Below are 25,732 nucleotides of genomic sequence, written 5' to 3'. Positions count from 1 at the left end.
AGTGGGCGTTGTCGTTTCCGGGGTGCGCCATCATTGACTGCGGTTCAGCGCCCCGTCATTTCCGGCGCAAGAGCTGCACCGCGTTCACATCCCTTACTTCAGCTCGTCCTACGCCGCCCAGAGCCGCCGATAGGCCCCGTCTGGATCATGCTCGCGCGTTTGCTTTTGCAGGTTGAAGCGTCGCCCATTGCGCGGGTCGGTTCCTCGGCCGGCAAGATACAGCCAGTTACCCTGATTGCTGTAGACGTCATAGTCAGTCAGTTGCGCTTCAAACCAGGCAGCGCCGGCGCGCCAATCGCAGCCCAGATCGTGCACCAGATAACTGGCAACAATTTGACGCAGCCGGTTGGAGAGATAACCGGTGGTACTGAGCTCAGTCATGCCCGCATTGACTAGCGGCTCCCTGGTGCGGGCTTGGCACCAGGCTTCGAATCGATGCGCATCGTGACTGGGCTGGCCCAGGCTACTCAAGCCTTGCGCCCGGTACAGCGCGCCCCCGTGCTGCAGGTGCAGAAAGCGGAAATAGTCGCGCCACATCAATTCAAACCAGATCCAGTAAGTGCTGGCGTTGGCGCCGTGCGCTGCTTCAAACTGCCTGAGCGCGGCGCATACCATGCGCGCAGATAGCGCGCCGCAGGCGAGCCATGGCGAAAACTTGGTGGAATAGTCGACGCCGGTCAAGCCATTGCGCGAGAGCTTGTAGGTATGCGCCAGCTCACCAGCGAAATACTGGCGCAGATGTTCAGCGGCGGCAGTCGGGCCACCGTAAAAAGCCGGTAGCGCGTACGGGAACGACGACCGTGCGGTGGCAAGATGTGCATCCTGGAGTGCGTCCGGCGCCACTGCCCAAGTTTCGGCCAGGGCTGCGAAGGCCGGCGGCAAGGGTGGAATCGTCGTCGGCCGCGCGAGCGGGGCCGGCGGCACCACCTGCTGTCGCTCCACGAGGGTGCGGAAGTTGGTGAATACCTCAGGCAAGGCAGCGCAAGGAAACGGCAGCGCGGCCGGATCGAGCAAGCTCGATTGCCACAGCGCTTCGACCGTCAGGCCAGCAGCACGCAGTGCAGCAAGCTCGCCCTGCTCTTCTGGCGCGGCAATGTCCTCGCAATGGATAGTCGTCGCGCCGAGGGAATGCGCGAGTGCCAGCAACACGTGAGCGGGGTCGCCCTCGACCTCCAGCAATTGACTGCCGTACGACGCCAGCTGCGTCGCCAAGTCCGCCAGTCCCGAGCGGAGAAAATGCTGGCGATGCGGACTGGTGCGCGGCACATCCCAGCGCGTCGCGACCGAGGCGCTGCGATGGCAATACACGAACAAGAGATGGCCGGCGCGTTGGCAAGCCTGGCGCAAGGCCGGATTATCGTCGAGCCGCAAATCATTGCGGAACCAGTAAATATGCGTTTGTGCCGACCTTGCGGCGGGATCGGTATTCATGCCTGACGCTTGCTGTCCTGGCGACAGCGATCTGAACAGTACTTCACCTCGGTCCAGACTTTTTCCCATTTTTTTCGCCATGTAAACGGCAGCTGGCATTGCTGACAAAGTTTGGTGGGAAGGTCAGATTTTTTTCGCATGCGCATATTGATCACTCTGGCTAACGTAGGGCGTAGGGCCTAGGACGTAGGGCATAGGACAGAGGGGGTCAGTGGGCAGCAGAAGCCTGTCGCAACTGGGCGGCCTGATGAGGCGCTCGATCAGCTATGCCATATTCGGGCAGTGCGCCAATCTTACGGCAAAAACAGATCTGGCGCTGCTGACAGCTGGCACTGCATACGCGCCGTCCTGAACGGGCCGCTCCCGGCCCGCTCGCTATCCTCATTCGACACACTGAGCGCCGGGCAAGTCGCTCTTACCACATCAAATCATCGGGAATCTGGAACGCCGCATACGGATCGTCCTCGTCCACTTCGGTGCTGGCCTGTTTCACGCGTACGACGATGGCCGGATCGCGTTCGGCGATCTTGTCGGCGATGATGCGCGGCACCAGTTCCACGGCGCCACCGAGGCAAACGATCACCAAACGGCCCGCCACCAGGTGGGCTTGCACGGCGGCCGTCACGTAGATGCGCTCGATCTTGTTGTTGAACGTGAAGTTGTACGGCAGCTCGCCGTGATTACCCTTGCTTTGGCGGTTCTTTTGCACCATTTGCGCGATCTGCGCCACGATGGCCTTCTGGTTGGCGGCCGCGTCGCGCTGCGCATTCAGTTCGCGCGCACGCTCGGCGTTCTTGCGCTGCGTCTCGAGCGCGGCCAGGCGCACTTCATCGACACTTTGCGTGCCGCTCTTGCGCTCATCCTTTTTTTGCTTGCTCTTGTCCTGGTTGGCCAGCTTGACCTTTTTCTTGTCGACCAGACCGGCCTTTAAAAACTGCTCTTGCAACGAGACCATAACTACTCCGTATTGAGGGTGCGCCGGCCAAGACAGCGGGATCGGCCGGTGGAAAGACGCTAGCATAGCAAAAAACAGCGCCTTCGCTGCCGCAGAATGCGGGCGCGGGCCAGCCGATGGACGCCGGGCAGCCGGCAGTCACAAAAAGACACCTTCGATGAGAAATTTTGTTGATAATTGTCATATAGTTAGTTAGGTTCTGCATATCGGCAGTGCGCTGCTGATTGCATCCCTCCTTCCATCGCCTGCGTCTACAAGGATTTGCCATGAAACAATTAATCGCCCTCTGCATCGCTACCGCGCTTGCCAGCACCGCCTTTGCCGCCGCACCGGAAGCGGCCCCCGCCGCCAAGACGGCACAACAGTCAAAAATGACCACCTGTAATGCCGATGCTGCCGGCAAGAAAGGTGATGAACGCAAGGATTTTATGAAGGAATGCCTGAGTGCCAAGCCGGTCCCGGCCGCGACGCAGCAAAACAAGATGAAGACGTGCAATGCCGACGCCAAGGACATGAAGGGCGATGCGCGCAAGGCGTTCATGAAAGAGTGCCTGAGCGCACCCAAAAAATAAGTGCCGCTTCGAGGCGACAGTGTGCGCTTCACGCCACAGCGCCAGCCGAAAGGCTGGCTTTTTTTGTTCCCCGCAGGAAGTCAGCTCCTGCCCTATCGCCTGCGCCCTTGCTGTGCCAGCAGCCAGTGGGCCAACCGGCTGCGCCATCCTCGTGGCGTGCTGCCACACAGCCATGCCGCTCCACGCGAGCAACCTTGCTCAATGATTAAGATGACATGGAGAATGATAGCGCGTAGTATTTAATCAAGCTACTGCACACTACGTGTACACAGCATTCTGGAGAAAGGACGGCAGCGTGGCAGCGGCGAACGATCTCGAGCACTGGCGCGGCCAAGTCTTTCACCGCTTGCTGCAGGTGGTACTGCTGCTGGGCTTCGTGACGGCCATTCCCAGCGTGCTGCTGGCCGCGAGCGAAGCCATCTGGTCCATTGTCGTGCTCGACTTGCTGGCCATCGGCTGGGTCGGCGTGATCTGGCATGTGCGCACCCTGCCCTACCCCTGGCGCGTGTGGCAATTCCTGGTCATCGCCTATCTGCTGGGCGTGGGCCTGCTGCTGAAAATCGGCCCCGTCAGCCAAATCTATATGATGCTCATGCCCGTGCTGGCAGCGCTGCTGCTGGGCATGCGGCCAGCCTTGTCGACGCTGGCCCTGACCTCGCTGACCATCTTTTTCCTGGGCCTGCATCCCGACGTCGCCCTGCACCTGCCGGGCACACACGATGCTCCCGTACTGCGCGCGCTGATCGTGGCCCTGAACTTCCTGTTTATCGCCGCCGTGCTGACCCTGTCCTGCGCCTTCCTGCTGCGTCATATTGAACGCAGCAGCCAGTCCCTGTCGCAACGTAACGCCGAGCTACGCTTGACGGCCACGGCGCTGGCCCGCCTGAACGACATGGTGATGATCGCCGAAGTGCTGGACGGCACGCCCGGCCACGGCACGGTGCCGGCCACGCGCATCATCTTCGTCAACGATGCCTTCGAGCGCAGCAGCGGCTATGCGCACGCCGAGGTGCTGGGCCGCAGCCTGCTGTTCCAGCAGGGCCCCGCCACCGATGCAGGCGAACTGGAGCGCGTCGCCGCCGCCATGGCCCAGGCCCTGCCAGCCAGGGCGGAGTTGCTGAACTACAACAAGGCCGGCAAGGCGTACTGGGTCGAGGCCGAACTGGTGCCGTTTACGGATGCGGATGGCCGGCAGACGCACTGGGTGGCCGTCGAGCGCGAAATCGACGAGCGCAAGAAATCGGAAGCGGACATCCACCGCCTGGCCTTCTACGACGTGCTGACCGGCTTGCCCAACCGGCGCCTGCTGATGGATCGCATCGCCCACTTGCTGGCCGCCGCGCCACGCGAGAATAACATCAGCGCGCTGATGTTCATCGACCTCGACCATTTCAAGCATATCAACGACGCACGCGGCCATGCCACGGGCGACGCGCTGCTGCGCCTGGCGGGCGAACGGCTGGCGCAACTGATGCGCAAGGCTGACACCGTGGCGCGCCTGGGCGGTGACGAATTCGTCGTGCTGCTGGCGCACCTGGCCGACGACCTGCACGGCGCCGCCCATGCGGCGAGCCAGGTGGCCGAGAAAATCCGCGTCGCCATCGCACGCGACTTCGAGATTGACGCGCAGTCCTATCATTGCAGCGCCAGCATCGGCGTGACCTTGCTGCCGAAAGCGCGATGCCAGGCGCACGACCTGCTGCGCGAAGCCGATATCGCCATGTATCGCGCCAAGGCGCAAGGGCGCAACGGCATCGCCTTTTTTGAAGCGGCCATGCAAGCGGGCGTGGAGCGCCGCCTGACCTTGGAGCGGGCGCTCGCGCGCGCACTCGAAATGGGCCAATTGTGCATGCACGTGCAGCCCCAGGTCGACCGCAATGGCCGGATCACGGGCGCAGAAATGCTGATGCGCTGGCCGCAGCCCGATGGCACGCACATCGCACCGAGCGTCTTCATCCCCATCGCCGAAGAATCGGGGCTGATCGTCAGGCTGGGCCATTGGGCAATGCGCGAAGCGTGCCGCGCCTCGAAGCTGCTGGCACAGGCTGGCCAGTTCGTCCCCTTGTCGGTGAACGTCAGTCCGGCCCAATTCCGCCAGCCCGATTTCGCCACCCGCGTGCAGGCGGCGCTGGCCGAACACGACACGCCGGCCGACGCCCTGATCCTGGAATTGACGGAAGGCTTGCTGATCGACCAGCGCGAAGCCTCCCTGGCGCGCATGCGCGAACTGGCGGCCCTGGGCATCCGCTTTTCCATCGACGATTTCGGCACCGGCTATTCCAGCCTCGCCTACCTGACCTCGATGCCGCTGTACGAACTCAAAATCGACAAGCGCTTCATCGACGACACGCCGCGTGACGCGCGTGACACGGCCATCGTGCAAGCGATATTGGCCATGGCGCGCCACTTAGGCTTGCGCGTGGTGGCCGAAGGCGTGGAAACGCAGGAACAGGCCGACTTCCTGGTCGCCCACGATTGCGATAGCTTGCAGGGCTATCTGTATGCGCGGCCCATGCCCTTGCCCGATTTCCTGACCTGGCTGGCCGAACGGCGTTAGCTGTACGTTAGCTGGCCTTTCCCCCGCCAAACTCCTCCGCTAGAATACCGGCCTCGCAGCCTGTACCTTCAGCATCCCCCTCTTGCAATCTTGTCAAATAAAGTGATCCCCGATGCGTCTGGTTCTTCCCCTGTTGGCCCGTCCCCTGCTGCCTTTGCTACTGACTCTGCTGGCCACCGCCCATGCGGCCCCTTCCACCACCACCCCCACGCCCATCACGCTGGACCAGGCCATGGCCGACCCCGACTGGATAGGCACGCCCGTCGAAGCGGCGTGGTGGGGCTGGAATGGCCAGCTCTATTACCAGCAAAAGCGCCTCGGCTCGCCCCTGCGCGACACCTATCAATTAGCAGGCGCCAACGCCAGGCTCAATAGCGGCAAGCAGGTCGATGACACGCAACTGGCCAACCTTGATGGCCAGCAGATGATCGTCAACCGGGCCGGCACGCGCGCCATCCTGCTGCGCAACGGCGACTTGTTCGAGCGCGACCTGAAAAACGGCGCCCTGATCCAGATCACGCGAGGCGTTTCGGCCATCAGCGACCCGCAATATGCAAACGACGGCAGCGCGGTGCAATACCGTAGCGGCAACGACTGGTTCAGCTGGAACCGCCTGGAGCGCCTGAGTGCGCCCGTGGCCCTGTTGCGCGCGGCCAAGGACCCGGACGCCAAGCCGGAAGCGGATTCCCTGCGCGAACTGCAGTTGCGCCTGATCGTCAACCTGGCGCGCCAGAAGGAAGACCGCGACGCCAGCCGCGAACGTCGCCAAGAAGAACGCCGCCTGGACGCCACGCGCGCGCCGGAGCCGATCTATCTGGGCGATAAAGTCAGCATTTCAGGCAGCGCCCTGTCGCCGGACGGCCGCTGGCTGCTGTTCGTCACGCAGGACAAGGCCGCCGAAAAGGGCAAGCTGGGCAAACTGGCCCGTTACGTCACGGAAACGGGCTACCCGGAAGCGGACGACGAGCGCACGCGCGTGGGCCGCAACATGCCCATCGCGCAAAGCCTGAAACTGGCCGACCTGCGCACGGGCAAGGTGCGCGACATCGGCTTCGACAGCCTGCCCGGCATCGCCACCGACCCGCTGGCCGCGCTGCGCGCCGAACAGCAGTTGCCGCCATTGAAGGGCAATCGCGGCGTGCGCATCGACGCCCAGCGCGACGGCATCGCCTGGACCGATGACGGCTCCAAGGTGGCCGTGCGCATCCGCGCCATCGACAATAAGGACGGCTGGCTGGCCAACGTCGACCTGGCCAATGGCACCCTGCTGCCCGTACACCGCGTCAGCGACACGGCCTGGGTCAACCGCCGCGCCGAAGAATTCGGCTGGCTGCCCGACAACGCCACCCTGTGGTATTTGTCCGAGGAAAGCGGCTACGCCCACCTGTACACGAAAACGGGGGCGGCCCCCGCACGCGCACTGACGCAAGGCAAATGGGAAGTGAGTGCCGTCGAATGGAGCCGCGACGGCAAGACTGCCTACTTTATGTGCAACCAGCAAGCGCCAGGCACCTATGAAGTGTGCGCCAGCACGGCCAAGGAAGGCGGCGCGCGCGAAATGACAAATTTGAAAGGCGTGGAAAACTTCGGCCTGTCGCCCGATGGCGACAAGTTGCTGCTGCGCTATTCGAGCAGCTATATGCCGGCCCAGTTGGCGAGCATTTCCGTAGCGGGTGGCAAGGCCAATATCCTGACCGATACGCGCAGCGCAGCCTTCAAGGCGCGCACATGGATCATGCCGGAACTGGTACAAGTGCCGTCCACGCATGGCGCGGCGCCCATCTGGGCCAAGCTGTACAGGCCAAAGCAGCTGCAAGCGGGCAAACAGTATCCCATCGTCATGTTCGCGCACGGCGCCGGCTACCTGCAAAACGTCACCGAGCGCTACCCCGTATATTTCCGCGAACAGATGTTCCATAACCTGCTGGTGGAGCAAGGCTACATCGTGCTCGACGTCGATTACCGCGCCTCGCTCGGCTACGGTAGCGCCTGGCGCACGGCCATTTACCGCCAGATGGGCCATCCGGAACTGGAAGATTTCATCGATGGCGCTAACTGGCTGGCGCAGCAGCACCAGGGCGACATCAAGAATGTGGGCATCTATGGCGGCAGCTATGGCGGCTTCATGAGCTTGATGGCCTTGATGCGCGCGCCGCAGGTATTCAAGTCTGGCGCCGCCCTGCGCCCCGTGACGGACTGGACCACCTACAACCACGAGTACACGGCCAACATCCTGAACACGCCGGACGTCGATCCGCAAGCGTACAAAATATCGTCACCGATCGAATACGCCGACAAGCTGACGGGCCACCTCTTGATCGCCCATGGCATGATCGACGACAACGTGTTTTACCAGGATTCCGTGCGCCTGTCGCAGCGCTTGATCGAGCTCAAAAAGGATAACTGGGAAATGGCCAGCTACCCGATGGAGCGCCACGGCTTCGTGCAGCCGGAAGCGTGGTATGACGAGTACCGCCGCATCTACCAGCTGTTCCAGCGCACGCTGAAATAGCGCCCGGGCAAAGCTGCTGCGCGTCGCGCTTTGCAAGCGGCATGGCGATATAAAAAAAAGCCGCTGGATCAGCTAATGCCGTTCAGTTAGTGTTGGTGATGCTATTTTTAGCCCAAGAACAAGGACAGGGGTCGGACCCGGCGGGTCCGACCCAATCCACCCAAGTTAAGCAACAGGCTGCCATCAAGCAGCCTTGTAGGTCATGTATTTATGGGGCTTGTAGGCGTTGGTTTGCCGTGACCTTGATTGTCCTGGGCGATGTAGAAACGTTCGCTTGGCGATCAGAGCCAGCGCGTCGGCAAGCAAGTGTGCTGCCGCCAGCCCAAGCAGCAACGATGGCAAGAGCGGCTTGAGTACCGAATGGACATAGGCGCGGTTGATGCGTCTGTCCGTCGGCAATGCATCTTGCTGGCCGGCGGCACAGCTCGCCAACGCCTGCAGGTTATCGCATATTACCTTGGCGGCCAGATCCTGCATCAGGGCCTGCTGTGACAGTCCCGTCACGTGCTCCAGATGGAGGCGGTGTTTGAGGCGCTTGAAGGCTTCCTCAATGCGCCAGCGTTGGTGGTAGAGGTCTCCGAACAATGCGGCAGGGAATTGTTCAACGTCCAGTAAATTGGTCATCAGAACACGCACCTTGCCGGTCGAGGCAACGTGGCGTATCAGGCGCACGGTCTGCGGTTCAGCGGGACATTCATAGTCAAGCGCATCGCGCCGATCCGGCGCCCGCAGCGTGACGATCTGCTCCCGCAGCCCCGACTTCAGAAACTGATTGACGCAGGGAAAGCCGCCACCGCGCGCCTGTTCGACGCGCATGCAGAAGGCAATGCGGCGCTGGTTCAACACGGCGGGCATCCAGTAACATGGATAGCCTCGGTCGAGTAACAGCAGATCATCCTTGCCAAGCCGGTCGAGCTGTTCGAACAGCATCTGGCGTTCGCCGACGTCGGTACTGTATAGCGAGGCCGAGAGCATCAATTCGGCACCGGGCAGAAACAAGCCAAACACCAGTTGATCGGCCACGGCGGCGCGTTTGACATGGCTGGCGCGCAAGCCAAAGCGAACGGTCGAGGCGTCAGCGGCGACCAGCCTGAAACCGTGCCAGCGCGGCAGGTAGCCATGCTGCTGTGCTTGTGCAATGAGCCAGTCGTTAAGCTCTGGGATGGCCGTGGTAGCAAGTTTTGAGCGTGCCTGAGCGAAAGCCTGGGCGCTCACCTGGTGCGTCAGTTGCGCCTGCTGTTGCAGATGGCCAAAGAATTCATCAAGTTCGGTTTGCACGCTCTTGCGCATGCCGGTGAGCATGAGCGCCACCAAGGATGGCAGCGGCAGTTTGCGGCGACGTTGAAACGCCATCGGATGATCAGGATGGCGGGCGCTAAGCCGAAACTGGTCGGATTGAAGATGGTCGGAGAAATCGGACAGCAAGGAAGCGAGCGACATGAAGGGCCAATGAAGATCAAAAGACCTTCATTGGCCGCCGCCTTGCCGCTGTCGAAAAAAGAGAGGTCAGCAAGGCGGCGGCCGCGCAAAGCCAGTGCCACGTCAAGCACTATTTCATTGAATTGCCAGCAATTGCGCGGGCTTGCTCCTTAACTTGGGTGGATTGGGGTCCGACCCCTGCTCTTTGCCTCTGGGGTTAGCGAATTTACTGGCGCTCATCAATCACGCCAAAACCCTTAACTGAACGGCATTACCGCTGGATCAGCGGCTTTTTTTTGGGGGGGCTTGGCAAGGCGTCAGGATTGCAGCTGCAAGGTCTTGATGATTTTGCTTTCCACCTTCTCGCCCGCGCCTGAGGAGGCATTCTTGCTTTCCTTGCGCAGCAACAATAAGCGGTCGCCATTGACGCCATACTGGCGCGTTTCGTCCGACTTTTGCGTAAAGCTGACGACGACAAAGGCGCGCCCGCTCAGGTCGACGTGGAACTCGCTGGCCAGTGGCGTGCCATCGGCCGCGATCCACACGTCGATGCCGCCGTCAAACTTCTTCACATACTTGCGGTCTTTCTCCGGCACTTTGTCCAGCGACAGGGTGAAACTCAGCAAGCGCGCCGGCTTGCCCTTGTAACTATCGACCTTTTCGCCGCTGAACACGGCCTCGTCGATCTCGCGCGAGAGGGCGCCCGCCGCCGACACCATGGAGCGCAATTCCGTCGCCTTCAGTTCCCCCAGCGCAAAGCCGAGCGGCGTCTTGGTTTTTGGGTCCTTCACCTTGGCGCGCTGCTCCGCTTCCACTTTCGCCAGCAAATCCTTGCCGTAGAGCACCTGCAAGCCCGCCGACCCGCCCTCGATCGCCACCGTCACCTGGCCGCTATCTTCTTCCGCCGCCTTGCCCTCGCCCTCGCGGCGCCAGGTTTTCGATTCGATCTGCGCCTTGATCGGCACCTGCCCCTGCAAGCGCGCCAGCGCCGCATGCAAATCGGCCAGCCCATCGGCCTGTGCCGTACCGCACAATAAACCGAACAGCCCCGCCACCGCCAAGCCTTGCACTCCGCTACGTCGTTGCATCGCCACATCCCTTCAGGTCACACAAGGATGCCAAAACACTATGTTTTGGCCATCTGTTGCATTTAAACACAGCTTCCTCTGGTCAGGTGGAAAGTCTTTCTGCTATAATTTCCGCCTTGGCCTGGTAGCTCAGTCGGTAGAGCAGAGGATTGAAAATCCTTGTGTCGGTGGTTCGATTCCGCCCCGGGCCACCAAGAACAGTGTCAAAACAAAACGCCAAGCCAGCTTGGCGTTTTTGTTTTCAGCGCAAGAAATCCTCGCGCCCGGCCTATCTACGGGACCGGGGCCGAGGCCGGGAAGGCGCCCCAAGTGAGGCGACAAAATCGTTCGGCCCAGGCGCAAGCCACGCGCGCCAATTCTGGCGTTGCCTGGCACTGGCCAGGAATCCGGGATTCCTTGATACAGGGCAAGGCGCTGCCGCGCCTGTCGGCATAAAATCACCGGTTTTGCCCATCCTCCATGCGCCACGCTCCCGAATTACTCCTGCCTGCCGGCTCGCTGGCCAAGATGCATGCCGCCTTCGACTATGGCGCCGACGCCGTCTACGCGGGTCAGCCACGCTACAGTTTGCGTGTGCGCAATAACGATTTTTCGACCTTGCAAGCCTTGCAGGAGGGAATCGATGGCGCGCATGCACGCGGCAAGCAGTTCTTTGTCGCCAGCAATATCTTCGCCCACAATGCCAAGCTGAAAACCTATTTGCGCGACATGGAGCCGGTGATCGCCATGCGCCCCGACGCCCTGATCATGGCCGACCCGGGCTTGATCATGATGGTGCGCGACAAATGGCCGGACGTCCCGGTCCACTTGTCGGTGCAGGCGAATGCCGTCAACTGGGCCGACGTGAAGTTCTGGCACCGCATGGGCCTGACGCGCGTGATTTTGTCGCGCGAACTGTCGCTCGACGAGATCGAGGAAATCCGCCAGCGCTGCCCGGAAATGGAACTGGAAGTGTTCGTCCATGGCGCCCTGTGCATCGCCTATTCGGGCCGCTGTTTGCTGTCCGGCTATTTCAACCACCGCGACCCGAACCAGGGCACGTGCACGAATTCCTGCCGCTGGGATTACAAGGTGAAAAATGCGGCGGAAGACGCCAGCGGCGACCTGGGCGGCATGCAAGTGGTGCCGCTGGAATTTCACCAGGCGCTGGCCGAGGCCGACAATAATGCCTTTTCTGCCCTGCACCAGCAGCCGCGCCACCCGCTGGCCGACCAGCCCTATTTCATTGAAGAAGCCCAGCGTCCGGGCCAGCTGATGCCGATACTCGAAGACGAGCACGGCACCTACATCATGAATTCGAAGGACTTGCGCGCCGTCGAACATATCGAACGCCTGGTCAAGATCGGCGTCAACTCGCTGAAGGTCGAGGGCCGCACCAAGTCGCTGTACTACGCGGCGCGCACGGCGCAAGTCTACCGCCAGGCCATCGATGACGCCGTGGCTGGCCGGCCTTTCGATATCAGCCTGCTGGGCCAGCTGCAAGGCCTGGCCAATCGTGGCTACACGGACGGTTTTTACCAGCGCCACCACACGCAAACGCATCAGAACTATATGCGTGGCGCCTCGGAAGCAGACCGCAGCCAGTACGTGGGCGACGTGCTGGGCGTGACGGACGGCTGGGCCAGGGTGGAGGTAAAAAACCGCTTCGCCGTGGGCGATCGCATCGAAGCCCTGCATCCGGGCGGCAACCGCGATTTCACCATAACACGCATGCTCAGCGACGACGGCCACGAGATCCAAGTTGCGCCCGGCAGCGGCCACTTCGTGCGCATCGAACTCGACGGTGCCCTGGACAAAGCCTTGCTGGCGCGCTATTTGTAAGCTCGCGCGCTTGCGCAATTGAACGCATTGCCTATCGATGCTGTGCGCCGACGCTGCGCTCGGCTATGTCGATGGGCAGGGGCGCTCGCACCTGCTCTGCCGGCGGTGGCGTCAGGTCGAAGGCCGCGGATTTGTGCGTGTCTGAGCGTGTCTGTGCGTGTCATTCGCACCGCAATGAGTGCCGTTCATCGCAAAGTTTTACCTCCCGCAGCACTTGCGCCCTAGAATACACGGATCAACTACTCAAGGAAACCGCCATGCGCCCTCTGTTCCTGTTGTCCGTCCTGTCCCTCTCTTGCCTCGCCCCTCTCGCGCATGCCGACGAGCAAACGCGCACGGTTGATGCCTTCAATGCCATCGACATCCGCGGCCCCATCAGCATCGAAGTCGAAGCGGGCAAGGAGCAAAGCCTGCTGCTGCGCGGCGACCAGAAATTTCTCAGCGGCGTGATCACGGAAGTGGTCGATGGCGAGCTGAAAATTTCCATGAAGGATAAAGATATCAAGAAGACGGAGGGCGACTCGCGGGTCATCATCAGCATGCCCACCTTGCGCAAGCTGATCGCGGAGGGCGCGGGCGAAAAAATCTTGACCCGGCTCAATGGTCCACGAGTCGACATCAGCTACAAAGGGGCAGGCCGCCTGGCCGCCGATGGCCAGGTCGACTGGCTTCGCCTGAAGGCGCAAGGCGTGGGCGAAGTCGATACGAAAGCCTTGCTGGCGAAAAACGTCGATGTGAATTTTGAAGGCATCGGCTACGTCAGGGTATATTCCTCGGGGGAACTGAACGCCGTGGTGCGCGGCATGGGCGAGCTGACCTATTATGGCAAGCCGAAGATCGTGCACAAGTCGATCTCCGGCATCGGCAGCGTCAACGCCGCCAAATAAGACTTCCTCAAATAACAAGGCCATCAAGCCACTGGAGAGCGCATGAGCGTTTTACATGATACCGACGCAGCGCTGGTGCTGCGCGAGGATGAAGGTGGCCTGGTCACCTTGCGCTTGAACCGCCCGCTGCAATTGAACGCCCTGTCGGCAGCCATGCTGACGGCGCTGCAAGAGGCGTTCGATCGCATCGCGCAGCAAGCGCACGTACGCTGCGTGGTGCTGGCGGCCGAAGGCAAGGCTTTTTGCGCGGGCCACGATTTGCGCCAGATGCAGGCCACGCGCCAGCTTGACTATTATCAAACCCTGTTCGCGCAATGCTCGCGCGTGATGCAAGCGATCCAAGCCTTGCCCGTGCCCGTGATTGCCCGCGTGCACGGCATCGCCACGGCGGCCGGCTGCCAGTTGGTGGCCAGCTGCGACCTGGCCGTGGCGGGCGCCTCGGCCCGCTTTGCCGTGTCCGGCATCAATGTGGGCCTGTTTTGCGCCACGCCATCGGTCGCCCTGTCGCGCAATGTCTCGCCCAAGCGGGCCTTCGACATGCTGGTGACGGGCCGCTTCATCGATGCCGACACGGCCGCCGACTGGGGCTTGGTCAATGAAACGGTGGCCGACACGGCGCTCGACGCGGCTGTGGCGCGCTTGGCGCAGCACATCATGGCAAAAAGCCCGACCGCCATCCGCTATGGCAAAGCCATGTTCTACCGGCAGCGCCAGCTGCCGCTGGACGACGCGTATGCGTATGCGGGCGACGTGATGGCGCGCAACATGATGGAAGACGATGCCGACGAAGGCATCAGCGCCTTCCTTGAAAAACGGCCGCCCCGCTGGACAGCCTGAATGTAAGCGCACGCGCTTGCTTTCTCTGCTGCTGCACGCCTCAAAACGCCCGGGCCTTCCTGGCAAGGTAGAGGGAAACAAGCCATGGCTGGGGCGGGCGCTACAGTCAGTGTCATGCGCAGCCCGATTTGTGGTTTTTATTGCGGTTTTTATTACGCCCGGTATCGGACAGCCACCCGCGCTGGGCCAGGGCAAAATTCCCGCCGTGCGCGCGTTTAGCGCTGCAGCGGCAGATAGCTCTGTTTAAGCTGGCGCAACACAAAGCTCGATTTGCTATGGCGGATGCCGGGAATTTTGTACAGGCGCTCGCGCAGCAGGCGTTCGTAGTCGCGCGTGTCGCTGACTGCGATGCGCAGATAGTAATCGTAGTCGCCCGAGACAAGAAACGCTTCCAGCACTTCCGGGATCATGGCCAGCGCGTGGCCGAATTCAAACAGGGCCTGGTCGGAATGGTCGTCCAGGGTCACTTGCACGATGACGGTATCGGCCAGCCCCACCTTGGCCGCGTTGACGTTCACCGTATAACCCTCGATGACGCCATCGTCTTCCATGCGCTTGATGCGCGCCCAGCACGGCGACGAGGTCAGGCCCACCTTGGTGCTCAACTCGTGCAGGCTGATGCGGGCATCCTGTTGCAGGGCCGTCAGGATGGCGAGGTCGAATTTGTCCAGTTTCATTCTGTCATACCTTAATTTCACAGAAAATTTTGCTCAATTTTTTATTCTACACGAGAAAACCAGCAGCCTTTTCTGCCGTATCAGGCAGAAAATAAGGCCATGAAACCTGATCCCGCACCCCTCCTTGCCGCCGCCCACGATCTTGCACCGCGCAACGGCGCCAGCATCCTCATCGACACCTTGCTGGCGCTGGGCATCGACACCGTCTTCGGCTACCCGGGCGGCGCCGTGCTACCCCTGTACGACGCGCTGCACGCGCAGCCCCGCTTGCGCCATGTGCTGGTGCGCCACGAACAGGCCGCCGTGCACGCGGCCGAAGGGTATGCGCGCAGCACGGGCAGGCCTGGCGTCGTCTTCGTCACCTCCGGTCCCGGCATGAGCAACACCACCACGGGTTTGCTCGACGCCCTGTGCGATTCGATTCCCGTCATCTGCATCAGCGGCCAGGTGGCCACCACCAGCATCGGCAGCAACGCTTTCCAGGAATGCGATGCGCTGGGCATCTCGCGCCCCGTCACCAAATGGAACCGGCAAATCCACACGGCCGATGAAACGGCAGCCGTCGTGCACGAGGCCTACGCACAAGCCACGCAAGGGCGGCCCGGTCCCGTGCTGATCGATTTCCCCAAGGATATGCAACTGGCGCCAGTCACGGCGCACACACCGCTGCCGCCCCTCACCGCCACCGCAGCGGCCGCTCCCCTGCCCGCCAGCGCCGCCCTCGAACAGGCCGCCAGCCTGATCGCCAGCGCGCGCCAGCCCGTGTTCTATGGCGGCGGCGGCCTCATCAATTCCGGTCCCGATGCCTGCGCCGCGTTCGGCCAACTGGTCACGCTGGCAGCGGCGCCCTGTACCTTGACCTTGCTGGGCCTGGGTGCGTTTCCCGCCTCGCACCCAGCCTTCCTGGGCATGCTGGGCATGCACGGCACGCTGGAAGCGAACCTGGCCATGCACCATGCGGACCTGATCGTCTGCGTCGGCGCCCGCTTCGATGACCGGGTCACGGGCCGCCTGGACGCCTTCTGTCCCGGCGCAAAAATCATCCACGTCGATATCGACCCAACGTCGATCGGCAAGGTGGTGCGCGCCGACGTCAGCTTGCGCGGCGACTGCGCGCCCGTGCTGGCCGCATTGCTGACGACGCTGCAGGCGCAACTGCGCAGGCGCTCGCTGGCGGACCGCCAGCCGTGGTGGCAGCGCATCGATGGCTGGCGCGCGCACGATAGCCTGGGCTTCAACGATACGCCGCAGGTCATCGCGCCGCAGGCGCTGATGCAGCGGCTGCAGGCGGCGCTGGCCGGACAGGACGCCATCGTGTCGACCGACGTGGGCCAGCACCAGATGTGGGCCGCACAGCATTTGCGCTTCGAGCAGCCGCGCCGCTGGCTGACCTCGGGTGGCGCCGGCACCATGGGTTACGGCCTGCCGGCCGCCATCGGCGCGCAGATCGCCCATCCGGGCAAGCGCGTGGTGTGCGTCAGCGGCGACGCCTCGATTTTGATGAATATCCAGGAACTGGCCACCGCCACGCAGCACCGCCTGCCCGTGAAAGTGGTGTTGTCGAACAATGGCGCCATGGGCATGGTGCGCCAGTGGCAAGAACTGCACCACGGCGAGCGCTACAGCCACAGCTATACACAGGCGCTGCCCGATTTCGTCGCCCTGGCGCGGGCCTTCGGCTGGCAGGCGCATACGGTGAGCCGGCGCGACGAGCTCGACACGGCGCTGGCCGCCTGCCTGGCAGCGGACGGGCCCTACTTCCTCGACGTGCGCGTGCACGGCGCAGAAAACTGCTTCCCCATGATGGCCCCCGGCGCGGGGCACAATGAAGTCACATTGGCGAAAGGCGTGGTATTCCAGGAACCCGCTGCGTAAAACCTGTCATCCCGTGGCGTCCCGATGCCTGACAAAACCGTGGCGAGCGCAAAGGAGCGGTGGCGAAGGAGCGCAAGCGTACTTCAGTACGGTGAGTATCGCAGGCCGCCTATACCGACGCGCGAGGTTTGCTCAGGTATTGACTACGTCCACACCCGGTAGACCCAGTAACTCTCGTCATCACGGCTGGCGCGCGCCAGTTCGGTGGGGCTCAAGCCCGTAATGGCGCGCACCTCGCGGCACAGGTGGGCCTGGTCGGCGTAACCACCGGCGGCGGCAATATCGCTCCATGAGGCATTGCCTTGCAACATGGCCTCGCGCGCATCGAGAAACGACTGTTCCGCGCGGCGCATGCGGCGCAGGGTGCGCATGGGCTGGCCGGCCCAGGACTTGATGCGGCGCTCGATATGGCGCACGCTGCTGGCAAGACCCGTCGATGCCGCCTGCACGCCCAGGCGGCGCACCCAGTCCTGTATGGCGCCAGCCGGATGGTCGCCGCTTTTGCGCGCCACCTCCCAGCGCGGCGCCAGGAACTGCTCCACCAGCGCGATGCGCGCAGCGTCGTCGGGTGCAGCCAGCACGGCATCGGACAGTGCCAGCCAGTCGGCATCGAACAGGGGGGCGAGCGGGCGTACCTGGTCGAACAGGACTGCCATGTCGATACCGGTCAGCGCATGCAGGGCGGCCGGATACAGCATCACCATGAATGAGTGCACGGGGCCGGGATTGTAGCTGACCAGCGGATAGCCGCGCGGGCCGCTGAACAGGGCGGGCGGCATGCGCACATGCTGCAGGTCGGGGCCGGGCGCGGCCGCCTCGACCTCGCCCTCGACGGTCCACAACAGGCAGCACATGGGCGTGGCCGGAAAGCGGTTCAGGCGCTGCGCCGGCGGCAACGGCGCGCAGCGCGTGGTGTCGCGCACGAGGAAGGCGCGCACGCAAGAAGCGAGCGCAGTGCGCGGCGCGATCAAACGGGTCATAGGCTTAGCGGGCCTAGGGGGCTTAGGGGGCGTAGGAGCGGCAGGCATGGCGACGATTGTACCGGGAAATTCTGGCTGCGCGCGATGTCGTATTCATTCAAGACGCGGGCGCGCAAGCGCGCTACAGTCATGCCATCGTTGCCACTGAAACAGGAGCCAGTCATGCCGCCACTCGACCACATCGCCGCGCCCACCGTGACCACGCGCTTGCGCCAGATCCGCCGCCTGCCGGGGCCTTTCGCCCTGCCCATCATCGGCAACGCGCTGCAAGTGCGACTGCCGCGCATCCACCGCGACGTGGAAGGCTGGGTGCAGCGCTATGGCCCCTACCTGCGCGCCTGGTTCGGCCGCACGCTGGTGCTGGTGGTGGCCGACAGCGAGGCGGTGGCGGCCGTGCTGCGCGACCGGCCCGACGGCTTCCGGCGTCCGCTGTCGACCTATATCGTCTCTGAGGAAATGGGCGGCAATCCCGGTCTGTTCCTGGCCGAGGGCACGCAGTGGCGCAACCAGCGCCGCATGGTCATGGCCGGCATGGCTCCGGGCGCCATCAAGGCCTATTTCCCAGCGCTGGTGACGGTAGCGCAGCGCTTGCAGCGGCGCTGGCATCTGTCCGCCACGCAAAACCAGGCGATCAACCTCGACGGCGACCTGAAACGCTATACGGTCGATATCATCGCCGGCCTGGCCTTCGGCACGGCAGTCAATACACTCGAATCGGGCGAGGACGTGATCCAGCGCCATCTGGACGCGATCCTGCCCGCGGTAGCGCGGCGCAGCCTGTCGATACTGCCCTACTGGCGCTATTTCAAACTGCCCGTCGACCGCCGCCTGGACCGCGACGTAGCGGCGCTGGACGTGGCCGTGGCCGACCTGGTACGGCAAGCGCGCGCCCGCCTGGAGCAAGACCCGGCGCGGCGCGTGCGCCCACCCAACCTGCTCGAAGCGATGATCGCCGCCGCCGACGAAGCCGACAGCGGCGTGGACGACCGCGCCGTGGCCGGCAATGTGCTGACCATGCTGCTGGCCGGCGAAGATACGACAGCCAACACGATCTCCTGGATGATTTACTTGCTGCAACGCCATCCGCACTGCCTGGCGAAGGCGCGCGAAGAGGTGCGCCGCCTGGCGCCCGACGTGAGCGGTTTCAGCATCGAGCAGATGGATAGCCTCGACTATCTGGGCGCCTGCGCCAGCGAAGCCATGCGATTGAAACCGGTGGCGCCCTACATTCCGCTCGAAGCGCTGCGTGACACGGTAGTGGGCGACGTGGCCGTGCCCGCCGGCAGCATGCTGTGGTGCGTAATGCGCCATGACAGCGTTTCCGATACGCACTTTCCCGACGCGCAAGCGTTCCAGCCCGAACGCTGGCTGGCCGGCAAAGCCATCGACAAGCGCGCCGCCATGCCTTTCGGCGCCGGCGTGCGCACGTGTCCTGGGCGCTACCTGGCCTTGCTGGAAATTAAGATCGCCATGGCCATGCTGCTGGGCAGCTTCGACATCGCCAGCGTCGACACGCCCGATGGCGGCGAGGCGCAGGAACTGATGGGTTTTGTGATGTCGCCCATCGGCCTGACGCTGCGCCTGGCGCGGCCGCAGTGATACCATGCAAGACCGCTCATCACCTTGAATTTACCCATGACAATCTGCCTGGAATCGCCGCAGCAAGCCGATGTACAAACCCTGCTCGCCGAGCTCGATGCCGATCAACAGCGCGGCCCCTACGGCGACCATCGCGACGCTCGCTTCAGTGTCCGCATGGAAAAACCGCTGCAGGTGGCGCCATGAATGCGCCCGCCGACAGCTTGACGGACATCCGCGCGCGCCTGCGCGCCTTTGCCGAGGAGCGCGACTGGGACCAGTTCCACACGCCCAAGAATCTGGCCATGGCCCTGTCCGTGGAAGTGGCAGAACTGATGGAACACTACCAGTGGCTACCCACGGGCGCGCACGCCGAGCTGGACGAAGCGAAGCGCTTGGGCATCCGTCACGAACTGGCCGACGTGCTGATGTATCTGGTGCGCCTGGCCGACAAGAGCGGCGTCGACCTGCATGCGGCCGTGCTGGAAAAGATGGCGCTCAATGCGCAGAAATACCCGGCGCAGCAAGTGCGCGGCGATGCGCGCAAATATAGCCAATACTGATAGCCCCACCCGTGCGTGGCTGCCGCGCAAAAAAGCGTAGCATCAAGCCATGCGTATCCATCTCTCACTGCTGCTCACCGGCTTGCTCGCCGGTCCACTGTACAGCCTTGTTGCGCTGGCGCACACCACGCCGGTGCCGATGCCGGTGCAGGTGCAGGTGCAGCAAGTCACAGTGGGTGCCACGCGCGACCCCGTCGACAAATCCTACCGCAAGCTGCTGCAGGGCCTAGACCGCTTCGAGCGTGACCATGCGCTGGCGCCACAGGCGCTGCTGCGCTTTCGCTTGCTGCCGCGCCAGCCTGGCGTGGACATGACAGGTGTGCAGCTGCGCATCGCCGGCGACAGCATCAGTATCGCCTTACCCTTGGCAGAGGACAACAGCTTTGCCCCCGTGCGCAATGCGCAAGCTGCGCGCAAGGACGCCGTGCTGATCGCCAACCGCAAGGCCACGAGCATGAGCTGGCGCGCGCAAGTCATCACGCCCGGCTTGCCGCCCGGCACACGGCGTCTGGGCGACTTGCGCCTGGAATGCCGCGTCGGCATGGATTCGGGCCTGATCTCGAACGACCCGCAAATCATCGCCTGGCTCTCCAGCATGCTCTACAGCACGGACAAAGTGTGTTCCGAGGCCGATGGCAATTATTTGTTTTTCACGCAGCGCCCCCTGTTTGGCGTGACCCTCGTGCACGGCGAACGCAGGGTGTCGCTACCGTTCACCATGCTATACGCGGGTGGCGAGCAAACTCCCGCATCGCTGCCCTATTGCGATTGCCAAGTCTTGCTTGAGCACACGTATTACGCCCCCCTGTGGGATAACAGCTGGCCCGACGATACCGTGCTGGAATTTACTTACATGGACGAGGTAGCGCCATGAAGTGGCTTGCTGTCTTCGCATTGGCGCTGCTGGCCGCCTGTTCCGGCACACGCGCCTTGCAGGCAAGCAAGACCGTGTCTTACGCTACGCTGGAGCAAACGGTGCAGCCAGGCAGCAGCACGCGCGAGCAAGTGCGCGCGGCGCTGGGAGACAGCACGGCCATCCGTTTCGACAGCGGCAATGAAGTGTGGAGCTACAACTATCCGACCGCCGCAGGCGCGCACGGCGAGTTTGTGATTTTGTTTGGTGCAGATGGGGTGGTACGGAAGGTGCGCAGCGGGGAAGTGTACCGGCTGAAAAAGTAGTGGCTGTAGCGCCTAGCTGACGGCAGGTAAATGGGGGGCAGACCCGACGGAGGAATGCGCCCCAATGGGGAGCATTCTGATCACGCAGTGACTGACCCCGACGTTTTGCAGCTTGACTAGCGTGCCTTGAGCAAGGCACGTGGTGCCATGCCCTTGCCCGCGCCAGGGCTGCGGCCCACGCCGGCAGGCTTGCGCCTGGGCGACGCCTTCAGTTTAAAAATGCTGATCGACCGGGCCACGCTGTCCGTGCGCTGCGCCAGGCTGGTAGCTGCCGCAGCCGCTTGCTCCACCAGCGCCGCATTCTGCTGCGTGATGCCATCCATGTGGATGACGGCCTGGTTGACTTGCCCGATGCCCTGGTTCTGCTCGCGCGTGGTGGAGGAAATCTCGTCCATCACTTCCGTCACGCGGGCCACCGAGGCAATCACTTCCGTCATGGTGGCGCCCGCATTGCTGGTCAGCACGCTGCCCGCATTCACGGTGGCGATCGAATGGTCGATCAGGTCTTTCACTTCTTTTGCCGCAGTAGCCGAACGCTGCGCCAGGTTACGTACTTCACCAGCGACGACGGCAAAGCCGCGGCCATGCTCGCCCGCGCGGGCCGCTTCCACGGCCGCGTTCAAGGCAAGAATATTCGTCTGGAAAGCGATGCCGTCGATGAGGCCGATGATATCGAGAATCTTGCGCGACGAAGTACTGATTTCATTCATCGTGGTGACCACGTCGCTGACGATGGTACCGCCCTTGGCCGCGACGGTGGATGCCTTCAGCGCCAGGTCGTGGGCCGTGGCAACGTGGTCGGCACTGTTTTGCACGGTGGAAGTCAATTCTTCCATACTGGCCGCCGTCTGCTCCAGGCTGGACGCCTGCGATTCCGTGCGGCTCGACAAGTCCATGTTTCCCGTGGCAATTTCCGCCGTGGTGACACGGATATCCTCGAAGTTGGCGCGCACGTCACCGATGATGCTATGCAAGTTGATGTTGGTCTGGCGCAAGGCCGCCATCAATTGCCCCATATCATCATCACGCACCTTGTCGATCACGCCCGTCAAGTCGCCACCGGCCATCTTGCGCGCTACCATGATGGCGTCGCCCATGGGCGCGACCAGCGAATTGTGCAAATGCGCCCAGAAATACAGCAGCAACGCGACGGCCGCGACGGCCGCGCCGCTGAGCCAGCTGCGCGTGGCCGTGCTCGTGTCGCCATCGATATTCCACACGGCGCCGCCGAGGATGGCCAGCACCACGCCAAAGATGAGGAAATGCACGGCCAGGTCTTGCGACAGGCTCAGCTTGCGCCACTCGGCCAGCTTGGCGACCCAGCCCTGGCGCACGACGCGGCCATTGCGCATCGCCAGCCTGGCGGCATTGCCATCTTTAAAACTCTTGTACAGGGCTGCCGCCTCATTGACTTGCTCACGCGTGGGCTTGGTCCGCACCGACATGTAGCCGATCGGACGGCCGTTTTCAATGACGGGCGTAACGTTGGCGAAGACCCAATAGAAATCGCCATTCCTGCAGCGGTTCTTGACCATGCCGGTCCATGGCGTGCCCGTCTTGACGGTATCCCACAGGTCGGCAAACGCTTCGGCCGGCATATCGGGATGGCGCAGTATGTTCTGTGGAGCACCCAGCAGTTCCATTTCTGAAAAACCGCTGACTTCAATAAAATACTGATTGGCGTAATTGATATTTCCCTGTAAATCCGTGGTGGAAACAATCGTCATGCCTTCATTTAATACGTATTCATTTTGCGTGATAGGCATATTAACCCGCATCGTCGCTCCTTTATTTTTTCGGCTAGCATAACAAAAACATAAAAACAATATATCACATCAAGCAGCGGCGAGATATCGCCACGGCGACTCTCGCACAGGTCAAACAATTTAATAAAAATCAATTTATTTGTGTTTTTAAATTTACATTTGATCAACTTAATTGATTTTATTTAAATTAAAAATTTAAATTGTACGCAAGCAAAATGATTAATAAAAAATTATGTATCTGTGCGGTAGGCAATAAACATGGTGTTTGCTCAGATAAAAAAGGCGCGGCGGCATTGCGATAATTCGCGGCACGTGCCGAAGCCTTGCCGGCAAGCATGACGCTGCAATAATGAATATATATGGGGGAAATAAAAAACTGGCGCGAACGCGCCAGTGAGCAATATGTCTCTAATTCGCAACACGGGCGCCGTAGCGCCGGTGAAGTCAATCGCTACCCTGCCAGTCACAACGCCAGGCAAAACCGTAGCGAGCGGCAGTGATTTGTAGCCGGGAAGCACCGCCGTACTCTGTACGGGGGTGCAGTGCCCATGAGCATCGCCGGCCGCAAAGTGCGACGCGCAGCAGGCTTGCTCAGGTATTACTTATACGTTTTGCGCGGTGGCGACTTCGGGCGCGGTGGCGCAGGCTTGCGCTCGGTCGTACCGTCGTCGAGGCTGATGCGCAGTTTCTGGCCCGAGACCACGACCGATTTCAGATGGTCGAGAATTTCCGGTGGCATGCCTTCCGGCAGGTCCAGCACGCTGTAGTTGTCAAAGATATCGATACGGCCGATATGCTTGGCTTCCAGGTTCGCTTCGTTGGCGATGGCGCCGACGATATTGCTTGGCGTCACGGCGTGCTCACGGCCCACTTCGATGCGGTAGGCCGTCACGCCTGGGCGTGGACGTTCCTTCTTCGGCGCGCGCGGTGCTGCTGCTGCATCGCCCGCGTCCGCTGGCGCATCCTTGAACGCGGCTGCGGTCTTGGATGCGAACGGCTTGCGCGGCGCGGCCGCTGGCGCCAGGTCCGGCGCGTCGCCGTCGCGGCTGATGCGCAACTGCTGGCCCGCCACCCACACGGTTTTCAGCTGGTCCAGCAATTCTTTCGGCATGCTGTCTGGCAAGTCCAGGACGCTGTAATCGTCATAGATTTCGATGCGGCCGATGTTTTTCGAATCGATACCCGCTTCGTTGGCGATAGCGCCCACGATATTGCCCGGTTTCACGCCATGCTGATGACCTACCTCAATGCGGAAGGTTTGCATGCCGGCGTCGGCTGGACGCGAGATGCGTTCCTTTTTCGCGAAGGCCGGACGTTCGCCACGCTCGCTGCGCTCGAAGCGCTCGCCGCGTTCTGGACGGTCGTTGCGTTCGAAGCGGTCTTGGCGCGCAGGACGGTCGTCTTGCCACGTGGCTTGCTCGCGCGCCTTGTTCTTGTCCAGCAACAAAGGCACGTTGCCACGCGCCATCTTCGCCAGGGCAGCAGCGATTTCGATGGCGGGAATATTCTGTTCGCGTTCGAAATCTTCGATCAGCGACTGGAACTGTTCCAGTTCGCCCAGGGCCAGGGTTTCGCTGATCTGTTCCTTGAACTTGGCGATACGCACGTCGTTGACAGCCTGGATGGTTGGCAGTTCCAGCATGCTGATCGGCTGGCGGGTCGAACGTTCGATGGCTTTCAGCAAGTTCTTTTCACGCGGGGTGATGAACAGAATCGCTTCGCCGCTGCGACCGGCGCGGCCCGTGCGGCCAATACGGTGGGTATAGCTTTCCGGATCGTGCGGCACGTCGTAGTTGACGACGTGGCTGATGCGCTCGACGTCCAGGCCGCGGGCGGCCACGTCGGTTGCCACGAGGATGTCGATCTTGCCGTCTTTCAACTGCTGGATCGTGCGCTCGCGCTGCGCTTGCTGGATGTCGCCATTGATGGCGGCAGCCGAGAAGCCGCGCGCTTGCAACTTGCCGGCCAGCTCTTCCGTACCCAGCTTGGTGCGGGCAAAGATGATCATGCCGTCAAACGCTTCCGCTTCCAGGATGCGTGTCAGCGCGTCGAGCTTGTGCATGCCCGACACCAGCCAGTAGCGCTGGCGGATGTTGTCGGCCGTGCCCGTCTTGGCGGCGACCGTCACTTCGGCTGGATTGCTCAGGTAGGTAGTGGCGATGCGCTTGATAACGGAAGGCATGGTGGCCGAGAACAGGGCCGTCTGATGGCCTTCCGGTGTTTCTTGCAAAATGCGTTCAACATCGTCGATAAAGCCCATGCGCAGCATTTCATCGGCTTCGTCGAGTACCAGCGTTTTGAGCTTGGACAGGTCGAGCGAACCCTTGTCCAGGTGATCGATGACGCGGCCAGGCGTGCCGACGATGACGTGCACGCCGCGGCGCAAGGCCGACAGCTGCGGGCCATAGCTTTGGCCGCCGTAGATCGGCAGCACGTGGAAGCCAGGGATATGGGCAGCGTAGACCTGGAACGCTTCGGCGACCTGGATCGCCAGTTCGCGCGTCGGTGCCAGGACCAGGGCTTGCGGTGAGCTTTGTTTCAGATCAATGCGCGACAGGATGGGCAAGGCGAAGGCGGCGGTCTTACCCGTGCCTGTTTGCGCCTGACCCAGCACGTCGCGGTTAGCCAGCAATAGTGGAATCGTGGCCGCCTGGATAGGCGACGGTGTTTCGTAACCGACATCCTTGAGCGCGCGAATCAGCGGCTCGCTCAGGTTAAGGTCGGAAAATAAGGAAATTGGTGTATCAGACATGAAATCACTCACAAGTTCGCTCGAATCGCCCAATGCGAAAGAGTGTATCTGCTAGTTTACTCTTTACTGGACCTTACCGGGTGGCTGCATGCCGCAGAACGCCGTTTTTTTGCGCCATATCTACTCAACAAAGGTAGAAAAATCGGTGATCCGCACGCAATTGGCGCGCGATTTAGCCAACATTAAACGATACACAACAATATGCCACCTGCACCGCTTCTGCACGGCAAGCGCAACGGCTAAGGCGCAGGCACGGCGCCGCCCGCCCCGTTTCAGCTGCGCA

At 62.2% G+C, this 25,732-nt stretch carries 21 protein-coding genes and 1 tRNA gene; 13 read left to right on the top strand and 9 right to left on the bottom strand.

What is annotated here, in order from left to right; all coding sequences use genetic code 11:
- Positions 1–108 precede the first annotated feature (108 nt).
- The 3 genes from H4V96_RS01860 to H4V96_RS01850 all read right to left on the bottom strand — a co-directional run bounded on the left by H4V96_RS01860 (position 109) and on the right by H4V96_RS01850 (position 2,386).
- Positions 109–1,431: a DASH family cryptochrome gene (locus tag H4V96_RS01860; protein ID WP_196857022.1), complete on the bottom strand. Its 1,323-nt coding sequence runs from the start codon at positions 1,429–1,431 to the stop codon at positions 109–111.
- Positions 1,428–1,577: a DUF2256 domain-containing protein gene (locus H4V96_RS01855; RefSeq protein WP_196857023.1), complete on the bottom strand. Its 150-nt coding sequence runs from the start codon at positions 1,575–1,577 to the stop codon at positions 1,428–1,430. Before H4V96_RS01855 ends, H4V96_RS01860 begins: the two co-directional genes overlap by 4 nt.
- 269 nt (positions 1,578–1,846) lie before the next feature.
- Positions 1,847–2,386: a DUF2058 domain-containing protein gene (locus H4V96_RS01850; protein ID WP_010393404.1), complete on the bottom strand. Its 540-nt coding sequence runs from the start codon at positions 2,384–2,386 to the stop codon at positions 1,847–1,849.
- 266 nt (positions 2,387–2,652) lie between these two features.
- Between H4V96_RS01850 and H4V96_RS01845 the strand changes: the two genes are divergently transcribed.
- The 3 genes from H4V96_RS01845 to H4V96_RS01835 all read left to right on the top strand — a co-directional run bounded on the left by H4V96_RS01845 (position 2,653) and on the right by H4V96_RS01835 (position 8,027).
- On the top strand, positions 2,653–2,958 hold the full coding sequence (locus H4V96_RS01845) for a PsiF family protein (protein WP_010393403.1): 306 nt from the start codon (positions 2,653–2,655) through the stop codon (positions 2,956–2,958).
- Between the two features lie 262 nt (positions 2,959–3,220).
- Positions 3,221–5,515, top strand: coding sequence for an EAL domain-containing protein (locus tag H4V96_RS01840; protein WP_280720668.1), 2,295 nt, complete (start codon positions 3,221–3,223; stop codon positions 5,513–5,515).
- A 112-nt stretch (positions 5,516–5,627) separates the two neighbouring features.
- Positions 5,628–8,027 carry a S9 family peptidase gene (locus tag H4V96_RS01835; protein WP_280720667.1) on the top strand — a complete coding sequence of 800 codons (2,400 nt, stop codon included), beginning with the start codon at positions 5,628–5,630 and terminating at the stop codon, positions 8,025–8,027.
- 183 nt (positions 8,028–8,210) lie between these two features.
- Here the strand turns inward: H4V96_RS01835 and H4V96_RS01830 are convergent, their stop codons facing one another.
- Together H4V96_RS01830 and H4V96_RS01825 are read right to left on the bottom strand one after the other, a co-directional pair.
- Positions 8,211–9,467 (bottom strand): IS4 family transposase, encoded by a 1,257-nt coding sequence (locus H4V96_RS01830; RefSeq protein WP_280720666.1) that lies wholly within the window; start codon positions 9,465–9,467, stop codon positions 8,211–8,213.
- A gap of 296 nt (positions 9,468–9,763) precedes the next feature.
- Entirely contained in the window at positions 9,764–10,534 is a 771-nt protein-coding gene (locus H4V96_RS01825; RefSeq protein WP_261980784.1) for a hypothetical protein, read from the bottom strand.
- A gap of 118 nt (positions 10,535–10,652) precedes the next feature.
- Here H4V96_RS01825 and H4V96_RS01820 point away from each other — a divergent pair.
- The 4 genes from H4V96_RS01820 to H4V96_RS01805 all read left to right on the top strand — a co-directional run bounded on the left by H4V96_RS01820 (position 10,653) and on the right by H4V96_RS01805 (position 14,079).
- Positions 10,653–10,728 (top strand) — tRNA-Phe (locus H4V96_RS01820).
- A gap of 265 nt (positions 10,729–10,993) precedes the next feature.
- Positions 10,994–12,355, top strand: coding sequence for a tRNA 5-hydroxyuridine modification protein YegQ (yegQ, locus tag H4V96_RS01815; protein ID WP_010393394.1), 1,362 nt, complete (start codon positions 10,994–10,996; stop codon positions 12,353–12,355).
- 257 nt (positions 12,356–12,612) lie between these two features.
- The gene (locus H4V96_RS01810) at positions 12,613–13,242 is read left to right on the top strand and encodes a DUF2807 domain-containing protein (RefSeq protein ID WP_196857073.1); all 630 of its coding nucleotides are present in this window, start codon (positions 12,613–12,615) and stop codon (positions 13,240–13,242) included.
- A 42-nt stretch (positions 13,243–13,284) separates the two neighbouring features.
- On the top strand, positions 13,285–14,079 hold the full coding sequence (locus tag H4V96_RS01805) for an enoyl-CoA hydratase (RefSeq protein WP_070345844.1): 795 nt from the start codon (positions 13,285–13,287) through the stop codon (positions 14,077–14,079).
- Positions 14,080–14,294: 215 nt separating this feature from the next.
- Here the strand turns inward: H4V96_RS01805 and H4V96_RS01800 are convergent, their stop codons facing one another.
- Entirely contained in the window at positions 14,295–14,756 is a 462-nt protein-coding gene (locus tag H4V96_RS01800) for an Lrp/AsnC family transcriptional regulator (RefSeq protein ID WP_010393383.1), read from the bottom strand.
- A 99-nt stretch (positions 14,757–14,855) separates the two neighbouring features.
- On the opposite strand from H4V96_RS01800, the gene ilvB reads away from it, so the two are divergent.
- Complete coding sequence (gene ilvB / locus H4V96_RS01795; protein ID WP_196857072.1) at positions 14,856–16,631, top strand: biosynthetic-type acetolactate synthase large subunit; 1,776 nt, start codon at positions 14,856–14,858, stop codon at positions 16,629–16,631.
- A gap of 143 nt (positions 16,632–16,774) precedes the next feature.
- On the opposite strand, the gene H4V96_RS01790 is transcribed toward ilvB, so the two are convergent.
- Positions 16,775–17,611 carry an AraC family transcriptional regulator gene (locus H4V96_RS01790; RefSeq protein ID WP_010393378.1) on the bottom strand — a complete coding sequence of 279 codons (837 nt, stop codon included), beginning with the start codon at positions 17,609–17,611 and terminating at the stop codon, positions 16,775–16,777.
- Positions 17,612–17,773: 162 nt separating this feature from the next.
- On the opposite strand from H4V96_RS01790, the gene H4V96_RS01785 reads away from it, so the two are divergent.
- From H4V96_RS01785 to H4V96_RS01765, 5 genes are read left to right on the top strand one after another with little or no spacing between them, the layout of a single operon-like run.
- Positions 17,774–19,210, top strand: a complete 1,437-nt coding sequence (locus H4V96_RS01785; protein ID WP_280720665.1) for a cytochrome P450 — start codon at positions 17,774–17,776, stop codon at positions 19,208–19,210.
- A 36-nt stretch (positions 19,211–19,246) separates the two neighbouring features.
- Positions 19,247–19,396: a hypothetical protein gene (locus H4V96_RS01780; RefSeq protein WP_196857069.1), complete on the top strand. Its 150-nt coding sequence runs from the start codon at positions 19,247–19,249 to the stop codon at positions 19,394–19,396.
- Entirely contained in the window at positions 19,393–19,752 is a 360-nt protein-coding gene (locus H4V96_RS01775) for a nucleotide pyrophosphohydrolase (protein ID WP_196857068.1), read from the top strand. Before H4V96_RS01780 ends, H4V96_RS01775 begins: the two co-directional genes overlap by 4 nt.
- Before the next feature lie 49 nt (positions 19,753–19,801).
- Positions 19,802–20,626, top strand: coding sequence for a hypothetical protein (locus H4V96_RS01770; protein WP_196857067.1), 825 nt, complete (start codon positions 19,802–19,804; stop codon positions 20,624–20,626).
- On the top strand, positions 20,623–20,931 hold the full coding sequence (locus H4V96_RS01765) for an outer membrane protein assembly factor BamE (RefSeq protein ID WP_196857066.1): 309 nt from the start codon (positions 20,623–20,625) through the stop codon (positions 20,929–20,931). Before H4V96_RS01770 ends, H4V96_RS01765 begins: the two co-directional genes overlap by 4 nt.
- Positions 20,932–21,047: 116 nt before the next feature.
- On the opposite strand, the gene H4V96_RS01760 is transcribed toward H4V96_RS01765, so the two are convergent.
- Together H4V96_RS01760 and H4V96_RS01755 are read right to left on the bottom strand one after the other, a co-directional pair.
- Entirely contained in the window at positions 21,048–22,709 is a 1,662-nt protein-coding gene (locus H4V96_RS01760) for a PAS domain-containing methyl-accepting chemotaxis protein (protein ID WP_196857065.1), read from the bottom strand.
- Between the two features lie 586 nt (positions 22,710–23,295).
- Positions 23,296–25,449, bottom strand: coding sequence for a DEAD/DEAH box helicase (locus H4V96_RS01755; protein WP_196857064.1), 2,154 nt, complete (start codon positions 25,447–25,449; stop codon positions 23,296–23,298).
- Positions 25,450–25,732 lie beyond the last annotated feature (283 nt).

This window comes from Janthinobacterium sp. CG_23.4, from assembly GCF_029892305.1.
Lineage (GTDB): Bacteria > Pseudomonadota > Gammaproteobacteria > Burkholderiales > Burkholderiaceae_D > Janthinobacterium > Janthinobacterium lividum_D.
The sequence above is the reverse complement of the archived record's forward strand: the minus strand, read 5'-3'. Positions and strand labels throughout refer to the sequence as shown.